General features: G+C 37.9%; 12 protein-coding genes. 9 read left to right on the top strand and 3 right to left on the bottom strand.

Features of this window, described 5'->3' with window-relative positions; genetic code table 11:
* The first annotated feature begins 10 nt into the window (after nt 1-10).
* Both I6E80_RS14925 and I6E80_RS14930 read left to right on the top strand, forming a co-directional pair.
* Complete coding sequence (locus I6E80_RS14925) at nt 11-3,331, top strand: hypothetical protein (protein ID WP_197185877.1); 3,321 nt, start codon at nt 11-13, stop codon at nt 3,329-3,331.
* A gap of 1 nt (nt 3,332) precedes the next feature.
* Nucleotides 3,333-3,854: a hypothetical protein gene (locus I6E80_RS14930; protein WP_197185878.1), complete on the top strand. Its 522-nt coding sequence runs from the start codon at nt 3,333-3,335 to the stop codon at nt 3,852-3,854.
* Between the two features lie 73 nt (nt 3,855-3,927).
* Here I6E80_RS14930 and cysZ read toward each other — a convergent pair whose 3' ends face one another.
* A complete protein-coding gene (gene cysZ / locus I6E80_RS14935) occupies nt 3,928-4,656 on the bottom strand; it encodes a sulfate transporter CysZ (protein WP_331459339.1) in 729 nt (242 codons plus the stop codon).
* 293 nt (nt 4,657-4,949) lie between these two features.
* Here cysZ and I6E80_RS14940 point away from each other — a divergent pair, with 293 nt between their 5' ends.
* The 7 genes from I6E80_RS14940 (at nt 4,950) to speB (ending at nt 13,167) form a co-directional block, all read left to right on the top strand.
* A complete protein-coding gene (locus I6E80_RS14940; RefSeq protein WP_197185879.1) occupies nt 4,950-7,202 on the top strand; it encodes an EAL domain-containing protein in 2,253 nt (750 codons plus the stop codon).
* A 290-nt stretch (nt 7,203-7,492) separates the two neighbouring features.
* The gene (locus I6E80_RS14945) at nt 7,493-7,954 is read left to right on the top strand and encodes a GNAT family N-acetyltransferase (RefSeq protein ID WP_170072181.1); all 462 of its coding nucleotides are present in this window, start codon (nt 7,493-7,495) and stop codon (nt 7,952-7,954) included.
* Nucleotides 7,955-8,234: 280 nt separating this feature from the next.
* Nucleotides 8,235-9,104: an MYG1 family protein gene (locus I6E80_RS14950; RefSeq protein ID WP_076924838.1), complete on the top strand. Its 870-nt coding sequence runs from the start codon at nt 8,235-8,237 to the stop codon at nt 9,102-9,104.
* Between the two features lie 62 nt (nt 9,105-9,166).
* A complete protein-coding gene (locus I6E80_RS14955) occupies nt 9,167-9,499 on the top strand; it encodes a YnfA family protein (protein ID WP_197185880.1) in 333 nt (110 codons plus the stop codon).
* Nucleotides 9,500-9,571: 72 nt separating this feature from the next.
* Nucleotides 9,572-10,069, top strand: a complete 498-nt coding sequence (locus I6E80_RS14960) for a hypothetical protein (RefSeq protein WP_197185881.1) — start codon at nt 9,572-9,574, stop codon at nt 10,067-10,069.
* Between the two features lie 257 nt (nt 10,070-10,326).
* Entirely contained in the window at nt 10,327-12,240 is a 1,914-nt protein-coding gene (speA, locus tag I6E80_RS14965) for a biosynthetic arginine decarboxylase (RefSeq protein WP_076924841.1), read from the top strand.
* 3 nt (nt 12,241-12,243) lie between these two features.
* A complete protein-coding gene (gene speB / locus I6E80_RS14970) occupies nt 12,244-13,167 on the top strand; it encodes an agmatinase (RefSeq protein ID WP_197185882.1) in 924 nt (307 codons plus the stop codon).
* Between the two features lie 54 nt (nt 13,168-13,221).
* On the opposite strand, the gene I6E80_RS14975 is transcribed toward speB, so the two are convergent.
* Together I6E80_RS14975 and I6E80_RS14980 are read right to left on the bottom strand one after the other, a co-directional pair.
* A complete protein-coding gene (locus I6E80_RS14975; RefSeq protein WP_197185883.1) occupies nt 13,222-13,620 on the bottom strand; it encodes a DoxX-like family protein in 399 nt (132 codons plus the stop codon).
* Entirely contained in the window at nt 13,607-14,629 is a 1,023-nt protein-coding gene (locus tag I6E80_RS14980) for a M48 family metallopeptidase (protein WP_076924843.1), read from the bottom strand. Before I6E80_RS14980 ends, I6E80_RS14975 begins: the two co-directional genes overlap by 14 nt.
* Between the last annotated feature and the right edge of the window lie 7 nt (nt 14,630-14,636).

Raw genomic sequence — 14,636 nt, forward strand, 5'->3', positions numbered from 1 at the left:
GAGGCTAAAAGTGGTAAAAAACAATATTAATAAATGGCTAAGTTTACTTTTTTTATCACTTTTAATCACAGGTTGTGGCGGCGGCGGAGAAGGTAGTGATTCAACTACGCCCTCTGGTAACGCTGCGCCCAGTGTTACGCTCTCTGTTAGTAGTAACGTTATTGCTTCTAACCAATCATTTACTATTACTGCGCTTGCAAGTGATAGTGACGGACAAATAGCCAGCTATCAATGGCAACAACTTAGCGGCCCTGAGTTTACGTTCACCTCTAACGGTAACACGCTTACCGCCACTGCACCAAGTGTAACCACTGACACGACCTTTAGTTTTTCAGTTACTGTTACTGATAATTCAGGTGCTACTGCACAACAGGTATTTTCAGGTATTATCACTTCTCAAAATAATGCTCCTACAGTTAATATTACAGGCCCAAGTAGTGCACTTGCTAACGCACAGGTTAGTTTGGTTGCTAACGCTCAAGATACAGATGGAACAATAAGTAATATTAATTGGATTCAGTCTGCTGGGGACAATGTTGAGTTTACACAAGCAGATGGAGTCCTTAGTTTTACTGCCCCTAATGTATCTGAAAATACAACGTTAGGTTTTAGCGTAACCGTAACTGACAATGCCGGTAAAAGCACTCAAGCGAGTAAAACGGTTTTAATTAATCAAGTAAATAGCGCGCCAACAGTTATTGTTACAGGCCCTGAAGAAGCTGAAAAAGGCGTTAGTGTAACTTTAGTTGCAGATGCACAAGATAGTGATGGGAGTATTAACAGCATAACTTGGCAGCAAATAAGTGGCCCTGTAGTTGAACTTACTCAAGCAGAAACAAGTATTAGCTTTAACGCGCCTACTGTTGCACAAAACACCAATGTTACCTTTGTAGTAACTGTAACTGATGACGATAACGCAACAAATAACGCTCAAAAAACAGTTATGATATTAGCACCAAACAATCCACCAACTGCAGATGATGTAAGTATTAGCGTGCAATATAATCAAGCCACTGAATTTAGTTTAGTTGTTAGCGATGCTGATAACGATAGCGTACAGATTGACTTTGGTGATGATTTAAATGGTGCGCAAATTAGTGTTATTGATGCCCAAGCCTTACGTTTTAGTTACACACCTCCCGCAAATAGTATCACTCCACAAAGCTATACGTTAACGGCGACTGATACCAAAGACACAACCGAATTTGTACTAAGTATTACCGTTATTGATTCAACGCCCGCTACGATTAGTAATGTAACACCACAAAATAGTAATGAACCAGTATTTGTAGATAGCCCTGTTAGCATTACATTTTCAGATATTATGCTTGTGAGTACTTTAGCCGTTAATTCTAGTAATGGTACTTGTACTGGAAGCATACAAGTGTCAGCAGATAACTTTACTACTTGCTTGGCTTTAACTATTGAAAGTTTGTCGGGTACTACCAGCGACACAAGTACTTATTTTCATACTGTAAATTTAAGCGCAAGCTTTGATGAAGACACTCAATATATTATTCGTGTTACAGCTGATTTAGCTAATTTTGATAGCACAACTATTTTGGCGCAAACTGCCACCTCCTTTACAACTTCTAGCCAAAATATAAAAATAACAGAGCTTTCATCTGTGCAATTTAGTAACGACTTACCTTGGGTTGAACTTTATAATGGCACCGGTGCAACAGTAAATTTACAAGACTACTCTCTTAAAGCTCGCAGTATTAATATGTCTGATAGTACGCTGAGTGAAGAGCAAGTATTTGCGCTGCCTGATAAAGAGCTTTTAAATGGCGCCTATATTATTTTACAAAGTCGCTTTGGTGATGACTTTTTAGCAAGTGCGTCATTAAATAATACAAAGCTTGTACTTGTTGGTAACGCGAATGATCAAATTAGGCCTTATTGGTACATAAATGGTTTTGCAGAATTACTTAATAGTGCGAGTACACAAACTATCGATTTTGTTAAGTTTGGAAATTCAACCCAAGAGCCAGTAACAGCCTCGCAGTGGCAAGGAGAAAATGCTGCACAAATACTGCCAGAGCAGGGCGCCAGCTTAAAGCGTACGCTCGGCGCAACCGATACCAACCAAAATACAGACTGGAACTACTCAGTATTCAACACTCCGGCAGGGCCTAACGATATAACTTGCTCAATAGATGATGATAAAGACGGTATTCCAGATTGCGCAGAGGTAGAGGGAGCAACATTTGCTGGGCTGCCTCTGTATGAATGGGGGGCGCGTACTTCACAAAAAGATATATTTATTGAAATAGATTATATGGATAGTAGTGATGTTGGAATAACGCCTCATCGAACTGCACTTGAAAAAATTGTTAGTGTATTTGCAAATAAAGGCTACACCGTTCATTTTGATGTAGGTGATTTATTTGATCAAAATAGCGATATTGCGCCGGAAAACTTTGATTTAGGTGGCGGAAATGTTGTCCCTTTTAATAGCTATACTCCGTTTGAGTACGATTTAAGTAGCCCTAATTTATTTACTTATAAAATGGAATATACCGATATAACCCGCAGACCCATTTTTCATTACTTATTAATGGCAAGTAGTGGAAATGAAGATGGCAGTATTAGTGGGTCGGGTATTGCTGAGATCAGCGGTAATGATTTAATGGTAACTATGGGAGGGTGGGGCTTAACTTTGGATACACAAACAGCAACCAATGTAACTTATAATTATCAAGCATCAACTATCTTTCATGAGCTAGGCCATAACTTAGGCTTATACCATGGTGGAGATGAAGAGGTTAACTTTAAGCCTAATCATTTAAGCTCTATGAATTATTTATATCAATTAGCGGGTTTATCAACAATAGGTAATAACGAAGGCGATCGTTATTATGAGCGCTTTTATCCAGGCAATGTTAGTTGTGATATTACACCAAATACTAATAGTCATTTAGGCTCTACAGATGATTTTATTATTGATTATTCAAGTGGTAGTTCAGCAGATTTAAATGAGAGCACAATACTTGAAGCACAGGGGTTAAATCGAAATGGATCACTACCTGTTGATTTTAACTGTAATGCAATTAGCACAGAAAGCTTAACTGGCTTTGATACTAACCAAGATAATACAATATCAATACTTAGTGATGTAGATGAGTGGAGTATGCTTAATTTGCAGTTTTATATGCAAAGTGCAGGTAATCGATTTGGCGTGCCAAATACCAATAATAGTAAGGTGTATAATTTACAAAGTAATTTACAAAGCTCGCCTACGTATATTGAAACGCTGCCCAGTTATATAAAAGAAGCGCAACCAAGTAGTGCAATTATTGCTGAGTTAAAAGCAATTAAAGAGCATTAATATGAAACTAGGGTTAAGTATTAAGTTTATTGTTTGTAGTAGTTTTTTAAGCTTACTCATAGCGTGTAGCGATACTAGCAATGCACGTGAATGGTTACTAAAAAATGACAATTTATATTATAAAAATACAGCTATTGACTGGCGAGTTGAATCAGTAGAGGGCTGTAAGACATGCGTGATAAGCCAAGATGTTGTTTATCAGCCTGAAGGCATTAGTAGTTATAATACGTTAATGCAGAGTCAAAATTGGGTGGCGGTACATGAGTTAAGTAAAATCAATGTTATCCGTTTAAAGATGCCAGATCAAACACCTTACTTATTCGTAGAGCGTATAAACGGGCGAACACTAACGCTGTTTAATCAGCAGCAAAACTACAGTATAAAAATTGGTGAAGTTACAGCCGTTAATTTTAACAATCAGCGCTTTAATATTTTGATTAAAAACTTCGAAGAAGTAGATAAACAAAGCGTTGCATTACCAAGGCGTGCATCGCTTGAGTTTATTGCTTTAAAAATAGATTAAAAAAAGCACCTTAGGTGCTTTTTTATCTCGGGTGCGGTGACCTTTGAATATTGAAAAGTCAGCAACCTATTAATTAATTGCGGTATTTTGACCGATAATTATCGACCCACAAACGTGTTGCACCACACACAGCTACAGGCATAACTATTAAGTTTACAAAGGGTATAGCGGTTAATAACATAACGGCAAAACCAAACCCATATGATAAACCTTGCTTAGATTTTAAATCGTCTTTCATCTGCTTAAAGCCAATTTTATGGTTATCAAATGCATAGTCTTCATACTGCACCGCATACATCCAGCAGGTAAATAAAACCCATAGTATTTGACCTATAACAGGTAAAATCCAAAGAAGTATAAAAAAGCCAATAGCGCGAGGAAGGTAATAGCACAGCTTTGTCCACTCACGGGCAAGCATTCTAGGTACATCTTTAACTAATTCGGAAAAACCGTCATCATTAATTTTTTGACCCGTTAAATAGAGCTCAACTTTTTCACTTAATAAAGCATTAAAGGGTGCCGCAATAAAATTAGTGATGACAGTAAAGAGCATGCTGTAGCTAAATAATACGACTAAAACTGCAATTGGCCACATTAGCCATTCAAGCCAGCTTAACCACTCTGGCAGCATATTATTAATGTAGCTAAAGCTATCACTTAGCCATCCAAATAAGAAAAACAACGAGCTACCAAATAGTAAAACATTAATTAAAAGTGGGATAAGTACAAAACGCTTTAACCCTTTTTGGCTAATTAATTTAAACCCCGAAAAAAAATATTCCATACCTTGTGTGATCTGCACTGTAACCTCAAAAAATATTTATCACTAGCTACAGTATAAATAGCTTAATAATTTTGAACAGTATTTTTAAGTAACAAAGTGTTAGCTTTAATGTTGCGGTTTTGGTTATATAGTACCTACAGGTGTTTAGTAATATGCAATTATGATTAATCAATGTAGATCAGGTTAGTTTTTTATTAATAAAAGAATAAACTTACTAATCATGACTATACTGAACTTTACTACATAGAAAAAAGCATCTGCATGAGACTTTTTGTTGTATCAATATGTATAAATAATGCGAGCGAGTGGAAATGGGTACGGATCGGTTAAAAAAGTTATTATCTCACCAGCAAGGCATTTTATCTAAAATTGCATTAGGGGTACCCTTAAATGTGGTGCTTACTGAAATTTGTTTATCAATAGAGCAGATTATTGATGATGAGTCTGCAAGGTGTTCCATTTTATCAATTAAAGGCCAGCAGCTCTTTCATTGCGCAGCCCCTAATATTCACCCAGAGTACTGTGAATTGCTTAATGGTATTTACATAGGGCCAAAAGTCGGCTCATGTGGTACTGCCGCATTCTCGAAGACGCGCACAATTGTAGAAAATATTGAAACCTCACCGCTGTGGGAGGACTTTAAAGATTTAGCGCTAAAGTTTGATCTTAGGTCATGTTGGTCAACACCTATTTTTTCGACTCAAGCTGATTTGTTAGGCACCTTTGCTATTTATCACAGCACACCTAAAACCCCATCAGAGCAAGATTTAGAATTAATAGATTTTTTTGTACACTTTTCAAGTATCGCTCTTGAGAAAAGTAACGAATTTGCGAAGGCAAAACAGCTTGTCGTTAATTTACAGCACAGTAATGAAAAATTTAAAGCCTTCACCAAAGTAATGCCCGATCTCATCCTCATTTTAAGTGAAGATGGCACATATACCGATGTTTATGGTACCTCTAATGAGTTGCTGCTTGATTCGTCGACGGATCTTATTGGTCAAAATGTTAAAGACCTGCTTCCTCAAAAAGATGCGCAGATGATAATTGACGTTATTGAAAAAACACTTTCGACTAACGAGATGCAAATTTTTGAGTACGAATTAGATGTACCAAAAGGAAATATAGTTTTTGAGGGACGGGCTGCGGTTTTAGATCATTACAATCCCAATAGCCCTACAAAAAGACATGTAATATGGATGGCCAGAGATATTTCAATAAAGAAAAAAGCTGAGCAAGAAGTCCACAAACTCGCCTTTTACGATCCATTAACTAAACTTCCAAATAGAAGAATGCTTAGTGACAGATTAAGCGCGTGTGTAGAGAGTATCAAGCGCAATAAAAATATAGGGGCGTTATTGTTTTTAGACCTAGATAACTTCAAGCGTATTAATGATTCACTTGGGCACAGTGCCGGGGATGAAGTACTTGTGGAGCTATCAAAAAGGTTAAGTGCAATAATAAAAGGCTCAGATACACTAGCCAGAGCAGGTGGTGATGAGTTTATTATTTTACTTAAACACATAGGGCAAGACACAAAGCAAGCAATGCTAGAATGTAAATCAGTTGCTCAAGAAATTCAAAGGGCTTTTCATGATAAATTCGAATTGGGAAACCTTGCATTCCAAGTAAGTTGTAGCATAGGTATTTGCCTAATTGATAGCGTAAATGCACAGGCTGGAAATATATTAAAATTTGCAGATACAGCTATGTATCATTCTAAAAATAAGGGGGGGAATAGCAGTAGCTTTTACGATCCAGCCTTGCAAACACTGCTCGAAAAGCAAGCAGAACTAGAAACCGATATAGTGAGGGCAATTGCGTCTAATGAGTTTTGTGCTTACTTTCAGCCACAAGTAAATACGCAAGGTAACGTTGTTGGTGCTGAAGCACTCATTAGGTGGAACCATCCTCAAAGAGGGCTGATAGCGGCAAACGAATTTATACCTATAGCTGAGCAATACGGTCTTATTCAAAAACTACAAAATATTGTTTTGCATGATATATGTATTTTAATTAATGAACTTAAAGCAAACGCTATAATTGACAACTCGTTTAGTGTTTCAATTAATATTAGTCAAAGTCAGTTCAATTCATCAAATTTAAAAGGTGAGTTGTTTAACATTATTAATAAATTTGATATTCGAGCATCACAAATTAAGTTAGAAATAACTGAGTCAATGCTCTCTAGCGATATAGATTATACAATTAGGCAAATGAAAGAGCTCATTGCTGCTGACTTTTTATTTTCGATTGACGACTTTGGAACAGGGTATTCCTGCTTAGCTTACTTAAGTGCGTTTCCTGTTAAAGAATTAAAAATAGATAAGAGCTTTGTTGATAAGATTTTAGATAATGAGATTGGCTTTAATATCGCACAAACAATTATCAGTTTAGGTAAAAGCTTAAACTTAGTGGTCGTTGCAGAAGGCGTAGAAACAATAGAGCAGTATGACTTACTTACAAAAATGAATATTGATACTATGCAAGGCTACTTAGTTGCAAAGCCTATGGATAAAGAACGTTATTTAAAATGGCATAGGGCTAATAGCAATCCGCAATAATACTTAATCGTTTAGAGGGATTAAACCTGGCGGTAACTATGTTAAAAATTCTGCCTTGTTATCGACACGACTTTCTTACCTCAAAATAGATCATTTAATTAAGCTAATTGGTAATAACCAAATAGAAAATCTCTATATACAAGGACATTTTGCATTTTCTAGCTGTTAAAATTCCCCAAACTATATGCTAAATAAGGACTAAAGATTTTTTGGTTAAATAATGCTAAGCTATGCCCGCTTGAATATATTATTTAAAGCTTAATAAACTTATAACAATGAATGGAAGCTTTATGCAGTTAGTTGATTTGAACCCTAATGATCCCGATGTAGTAAATGTATTTGACGATATAGACCGACTTATAAATTCTTTATATCCTGTTGCTACAGCGCAGTCTCTGGAGCTAAACGAATTAACCTTACCTAATGTGTATGCTATTGGTTTAAAAACTGATGAAGGTATTATTGCCTGTGGTGCGATCGTAGAGAAATTTGATACTCAACCTTATGGCGAAATAAGACGTTTATACGTAAAACCAAGTCATCGTGGTAAAGGGCTATCAAGACGTATTATGCAGATTTTATTACATCAAGCTGGCGAAAAGAAAATCCCGTTAATACGTTTAGAAACAGGTCCAAAACAAATAAAATCAATCAATTTATATGAAAATTTAGGCTTTAAACGCTGTAGCAGTTTTGGCTCATATATAGATAATCCACAAAGTGTATTTATGGAGTTAGGGCTTAGCCAATAAGCTTTTTAACGCTACGACATGTTAAACCTCAATATGTCGTAAATATCAGGTCCATGATCATTCGTTTTATTCTAATTTAGAGTAGTTTTAAGAAGCTACTTATTATTGCTTTGCAATAAACGGCATAACCACGCTAATCACTTTAAGAAAGTCTTTTATAGTGATGCAAAAAATACTTCACTGTTTTTCACATCTGTCTTCGTATAAAATCTGCCTCGATAATTAGTGACTAACTTACAAAGCGAGAATTTTTATCTTTTCTAAAAGTAGCAATAAACAAATGAGCGAAATAACAGTAGTAACCCACAATGGTAATTTTCATGCAGATGACGTTTTTAGTATTGCGGTACTTAAACATGTTTTGCCAACGTTTAAACTGGTACGTACTCGCGATAAAGCGCTTATAGAGGGTGCCGACTTTGTAATTGATGTAGGTGGCGAATACGACCCCGAAACTAATCGCTTCGATCATCATCAACGTGGTGGTGCAGGCGAACGAGAAAATGGCATTCCTTTTTCATCATTTGGCTTAGTGTGGAAAAAATATGGCTTAGCGCTGTGTGATGATAACCAAGCCGTTGCTGATAGAGTTGATTCGGGCTTAGTTTCAACAATTGACGCCATTGATTGTGGTCATGTTGAAGGTGTGTCAAAAGGAATAAGCTTGAGCCAAACAATCTCAATGTTTAATCCTACATGGGAAGAAGAAAGTAACTTTGATACTTGCTTTGATGAAGCTGTTGAATTTGCAGCTCGCATGCTCATTCGTTTTATCGCATCAGCTCACGGAAGTGTAAATGCAAAAGAGATTGTTGCCAAAGCAATTGAAAGTGCAGAAGATGCCAGAGTTATAGTGCTTGAAAAATACACTCCGTGGAAAAAAACAGTGCATATTTTATCAAGCGATGCACTATACATGGTTTACCCATCGCATTCTGGGCAATGGATATTACAGACTGTGCCAGTTGAGCCAGGATCGTTTGAGGATAGAAAATCGCTTCCTAAAGCGTGGTCAGGCTTATCTGATGAAGCGTTTGTAGATGAAACAGGTATTGATGATGCCGTATTCTGTCACAATGGTTTGTTTATAGCGGGTACTAAATCGTTTGAGAGTACAATGAAGCTTGCCGCAATGGCATTAGCTGAATAAGTAAAATAGCTAAGTAACAACATTTGTATGTTACTTAGCTAATTAAATTACGTGAGAACGTTATGTTTGAAGTAAAAACTATCGCGCTATTTGTCATAACCGCTCTTGCCGAAATTATTGGCTGTTACCTTCCTTATCTTTGGCTTAAAGAGGATAAAAGTATATTACTTTTAATTCCTGCGGCTTTAAGTTTAGGTTTATTTGCTTGGCTATTATCTCTTCACCCTGATGCAGCTGGTCGTGTATATGCAGCTTATGGCGGCGTATATATTTGCGTTGCGCTATTGTGGTTATGGGTTGTTGATGGCGTAAAGCTCACTATGTGGGATGTTATTGGTGGAGCTGTTGCTTTACTTGGTATGGCCATTATTATTTTTGCACCTAAAAGTGTTTAATCTCGTCCAATTTCCTTTTGTTAAAATATCCTATACTCAAATAAATTAAACTGCAGAGATAGGAAGCCAATTATGAATATTTACAAATCACTGCTTTTACTCTTTGGCTGCCTTGTTTTGATAGCTGCTTGTAGCAAAAATCCTTTAAAAACCAATGTTACTACCTCGCTACCTACGCCTTGGTGGGAGCCATTAACGCCTGATGTTGTTATTAATAACTATGAATTTTATTTACAAGGTTGCTCGTCCATCACTCGAGTTGCTAGTGAAGGCAGTATAAAAACAGCAAGCATTGTTTTAAATATCCCAACTCGGTTATTGTCTAGTTGCCCAGAAAATCAAAGCAATAAACGCCTTAAATACGATGGCACGTATCTTACATTAACGCTTTGCAGAGTTGCATTTGGCGCTGGTGGCTGCGCAGATGAGCGCTATAAAACTCTCGATTTTGTTAATTGGGAAGAGTACATAGGTATTACATGGCTCAAAAGTGAAAAGTACGAAGCATGGCGCAAACTTGGATCTACATCTTCAAAAGCAGACTCAATAACCAAAGTAGTAATCAATTGAACAAAAACTTATATAGTTCTGGAAGTGAAACTCACCTGCATAGTCCACTATATACTGCTAAATCATAAAGTTAATTAGCAGCTAAGCCTTATTAATTAAGGGCTCGTTGGCTGTGTAATAAAATGGGTATTTGTAATCTTAAAAATTACTCGTTACGAGTAAAAATACTTGTTGGACTTGAATCCCTATTTTTCTTTTAATGCGCGCAATCAGCCGATACTCACTATTGGCATTCATCAAATAAAAGAGAAAGATAAATGAAAGAAACAACATCACTAGAACAAGCTCGTACGAGCTACAATGTTCGTCATTGGAGCCAAGGTTTTTTTGGTATTAATGATCAAGGTGATGTGTATGTGGCGCCCAAGGCTCATGCCCCAGAGCAAACCATTGCATTAACAGATATCGCAAAGCAACTACAAGATAAAGGTTTAAGCTTACCTGCTTTAGTTCGTTTTCCGCAAATTTTACACCACCGTGTACACAGCTTATGCGGCGCATTTAATACTGCGATTGAAAACTATGGTTACCCTAAAGACTACTTATTAGTTTATCCAATAAAAGTAAATCAACAACGTGAAGTAGTTGAAGAAATAGTAGCAAGCCAAGCACAAGTTGAAAAAAAGCAACTTGGTTTAGAAGCCGGCAGCAAGCCTGAACTACTTACAGTATTAGCATTGGCTGAAAAAACCAGCGCCGTAATTGTATGTAATGGCTACAAAGATAAAGAATACGTACGTTTAGCACTTATTGGCGAAAAGCTAGGTCATAAAGTGTATATCGTACTTGAAAAGCTTTCTGAGCTAGATATGGTGCTTAGCCAAGCAAAAGAGCTTAACGTAAAACCGCGCATTGGTATTCGCGTACGTTTAGCGTCGCAAGGTAAAGGTAAATGGCAAGCGAGTGGCGGCGAAAAATCAAAATTTGGTTTATCTGCATCGCAAGTTTTGCATGTAGTTAATCGTTTAAAAGACGCAGGTCAACTTGATTTATTACAGCTAGTACATTTTCACTTAGGGTCGCAAATGGCGAACATTCGTGACGTACGTTTAGGTGTAAGCGAAGCTGCGCGTTTTTACTGTGAGTTACGCAAATTAGGCGCAGAAATTGATTGCCTTGATGTAGGTGGTGGCTTAGCTGTTGATTACGACGGCACACGTAGCCAATCGCATAACTCTATGAATTACAGCTTAGCTGAGTACGCAAATAACATTGTGTACACCATTGGTGATACATGTAAGCAATATGAGCAACCAATGCCGACTATTATTTCTGAGTCAGGTCGTGCGCTTACGGCGCATCATGCTGTGCTTATTTCTAATGTTATTGGTACTGAAAGTTACACGCCAGAAGAGTTAGTAGCGCCAGCAGCAGATGCACCCCTGTTATTAAAAAACATGTGGGCGTCGTTTGTACAGTTAACTGATTTAACGGATGACCGTGCATTAATTGAGATTTATCACGACAGCCAAGGTGATTTAGCTGAAGCGCATAACCAATTTGCACTAGGTTTACTTGATTTATCGCAACGTGCATGGGCTGAGCAAATTAATATCCGTATTTGTTATGAACTTAACAAGCACATGGATAATAAAAACCGTTTTCATCGTCCTATTATTGACGAGTTAAACGTACGTTTAGCCGATAAGTTTTTTGTAAACTTCTCGTTATTTCAATCGCTTCCAGACGCATGGGGCATTGATCAAGTGTTTCCGGTACTGCCATTAAGTGGCTTAACTGAAGCACCAAAAAAACGTGCTGTATTACTTGATATAACCTGTGATTCAGACGGCGCACTTGAGCATTACGTAGATGGACAAGGTATTGAAAGCACATTACCTGTACCAGAGTTTAGTGCTGACAAACCTTATTTAATGGGCTTTTTCTTGGTGGGTGCTTATCAAGAAATTTTAGGTGATATGCATAACTTGTTTGGTGATACGCACAGCGCGATTGTTAATATGGATGAGCAAGGCGTTGCAAGTATTACCGAAATAAACCAAGGTGACACTGTTGCCGATATGATGCGCTATGTACATTTAGATGTTGAAAGTTTTCAGCAATCATACGAGCAGTTAGTAAGCACTAAAATTGAAAAACACGAACAGCAAAGCGTTTTAGACGAGTTGCAAAGCGGCCTTGACGGCTACACTTATTTAGAAGAGTTATAAGCAATGTCAACTTTGTTTGGTCACGCAGATCACTCATTGTACTCAAATGGGATGACGTTTTTACGTCGTCCTATGGTGCAAAACATTAATGTAATTGATGCAGACGTAGTGGTTTTAGGCTTACCATTTGATTTAGCGACATCGGGCCGTCCAGGTGCGCGCTTAGGCCCTGATGCAATTCGTCGTGCATCGGTTCATTTAGCATGGGAAGACACTAAATACCCGTGGACGTTTCCGTTGTTTGAGCGCTTAAAAGTGGCCGATGCAGGGGACTTTACTTACCCTGTTGGCGACCCTGAGTATTTTACTGCGCAATTAGAAATGGCTGCTGAGCAAATACTTCGTCAAGGTAAAACGCTATTAGGTTTAGGGGGGGATCACTTTGTGACGCTTCCGCTATTACGTGCTCATGCAAAAATACATGGCAAAATGGCGTTAGTGCATTTTGATGCGCACACTGATACCTACAGTAATGGATCGCGATTTGATCATGGCACTATGTTTTATCATGCACCAATGGAAGGGCTTATAGATGTTGAGCACAGTATCCAAATAGGTATTCGTACCGACTTTGATCAAAGCAAACATGAGTTTGCCGTGATTGATGCAATGCAAGCCAACGATTTACATGCAAATGATATTGCAGCGCAAATACTTGAACGAGTAGGTGACCTACCGGTTTACTTAACGTTTGATATAGATTGTTTAGACCCTGCGTTTGCGCCTGGTACAGGCACTCCTGTGTGTGGTGGTTTAACGTCAGATAAAGTACTTAAAGTACTGCGTGCGCTAAAAGGCATAAATATGGTGGGTATGGATGTGGTAGAGGTATCACCTTCGTATGACCAAAGCGAGCTTACCGCCATTGCCGCAGCAACAATTGCCAGTGAATTATTACATTTGTGGACGCATAAAAATAAGTACTAATTTTACAAATTAAGTACTACAAAAAAGGGTATGCATTTGCACACCCTTTTTTATTTAGAGATATCGATTATTCAACAGCTTAATCTCTTTTAACCAAATAAAGCTTAGCCCAATAAGCGGCAAGTTGGTGGTTACAGGGTTAAATGCTTCAATAAGTAATTGTGGCTGCATAACAACTACAGCGAATAAAAGCCCAATAAGCGCTAATATATTTAAAGTGACTAGATGTTTATTTTTATAAAACACAAATAAACACAGTCCAAATATAATTTCGCCAACACCCGCCGAGCGTGTAATTAAGTCAGACACTTCTGCTGAAAAGCCAGCACTGCCCGTCATTAACTTTTCAAGTGGCGCTACGTGATAAAGCTTTGGAAAAAAACCGTGGTATATCCAACTTAAACTCACTATGTAGCGAGCAAGTTGAATATAACCACGATTATTTCCTAGCATTGTCAATACGCTCTTGTGCACTTGGATGGCTAGATAAATATTCTAATAAGTTATTCACTTTTTCTAGGTGTTCGTTTTCGCTGGTATGGCTTTCTTGCAGGGCTTCTATTGCATCAGCAAAGTCATTGCTCGAATACCCCAATGATTCTAATTGGGTAAGTGCAAAGCTGTCGGCTTCGCGTTCCATATCACGTGAAAACCCTTGCTGAGCAAACGATGCACCGGTACCTAGCGCAACCTCTGCAACACCCTCTAAATCACCAAATACAACCGCTAATACAATCGTACTTGCGGCAGATTGTGCTGTAATACGTACGCTATGTTGATGCACTACATGGCCCATTTCGTGTAGCAATACCGCTTTTAGCGCATTGGGTTTATCGGCAAGTAGATTAGCTAACTCATCGGTGACCACGATACGACCATGGGGCAGTGCAAATGCATTAGCGCCAAAGCTGTCTGACTTATAAAATGATAATCTATAAACCGATTGATCAAGCGATAACGCCTTAAGCATACTTTTGAAATGCGCTTGTACTTTAGCTTGCTGCTCTGCGGGCAGCTCACTTGGGTCAAGCGCAATCTTTTTAATTAATGTAAAGCTCTGCTCACCCATTTGCTCTACAACATTACGTGGCAGGGTATCAACACTGTAAACAGCAATGGCCGGTACGGCTTTATAAAGCACTAACCACATAAACAATGGTGTAAATATGACAGCGGCTAAAATGGTCCATTTACTTTTTTCGAGGCGTTCCATTACGTGATGGTTATTTTCTTTAAATGGCCATCTGTAATTTACATCAAGTGGAATAAAACGACTGCCATCTTCGAAGTCTAGTTCGTCAGCAAGTCCAGCCATTCCCGAACTTAAGTTAAGACTTGTGATTGCGTGGCGAGCAATAACATATTCATCGTCAATAATTTCAATGTGTGTGTCGCTAATAGTTGCCACACACACCTGATAATTACTCGATGCTTTGGGAAAAAAATGCCCCTTTACATGCATGGTGAGC

Source organism: Pseudoalteromonas sp. NSLLW218, assembly GCF_015864775.1.
GTDB lineage: Bacteria > Pseudomonadota > Gammaproteobacteria > Enterobacterales > Alteromonadaceae > Pseudoalteromonas.

Bases quoted from the DNA above. Each gene is read 5' to 3' on its own strand.
- I6E80_RS14945 (WP_170072181.1), top strand. From the start codon at position 7,493: ATGCAGTTAGTTGATTTGAACCCTAATGATCCCGATGTAGTAAATGTA.
- I6E80_RS14975 (WP_197185883.1), bottom strand. From the start codon at position 13,620: ATGCTAGGAAATAATCGTGGTTATATTCAACTTGCTCGCTACATAGTG.
- I6E80_RS14955 (WP_197185880.1), top strand. From the start codon at position 9,167: ATGTTTGAAGTAAAAACTATCGCGCTATTTGTCATAACCGCTCTTGCC.
- I6E80_RS14940 (WP_197185879.1), top strand. From the start codon at position 4,950: ATGGGTACGGATCGGTTAAAAAAGTTATTATCTCACCAGCAAGGCATT.
- I6E80_RS14960 (WP_197185881.1), top strand. From the start codon at position 9,572: ATGAATATTTACAAATCACTGCTTTTACTCTTTGGCTGCCTTGTTTTG.
- speA (WP_076924841.1), top strand. From the start codon at position 10,327: ATGAAAGAAACAACATCACTAGAACAAGCTCGTACGAGCTACAATGTT.
- I6E80_RS14980 (WP_076924843.1), bottom strand. From the start codon at position 14,629: ATGCATGTAAAGGGGCATTTTTTTCCCAAAGCATCGAGTAATTATCAG.
- I6E80_RS14950 (WP_076924838.1), top strand. From the start codon at position 8,235: ATGAGCGAAATAACAGTAGTAACCCACAATGGTAATTTTCATGCAGAT.
- speB (WP_197185882.1), top strand. From the start codon at position 12,244: ATGTCAACTTTGTTTGGTCACGCAGATCACTCATTGTACTCAAATGGG.
- I6E80_RS14930 (WP_197185878.1), top strand. From the start codon at position 3,333: ATGAAACTAGGGTTAAGTATTAAGTTTATTGTTTGTAGTAGTTTTTTA.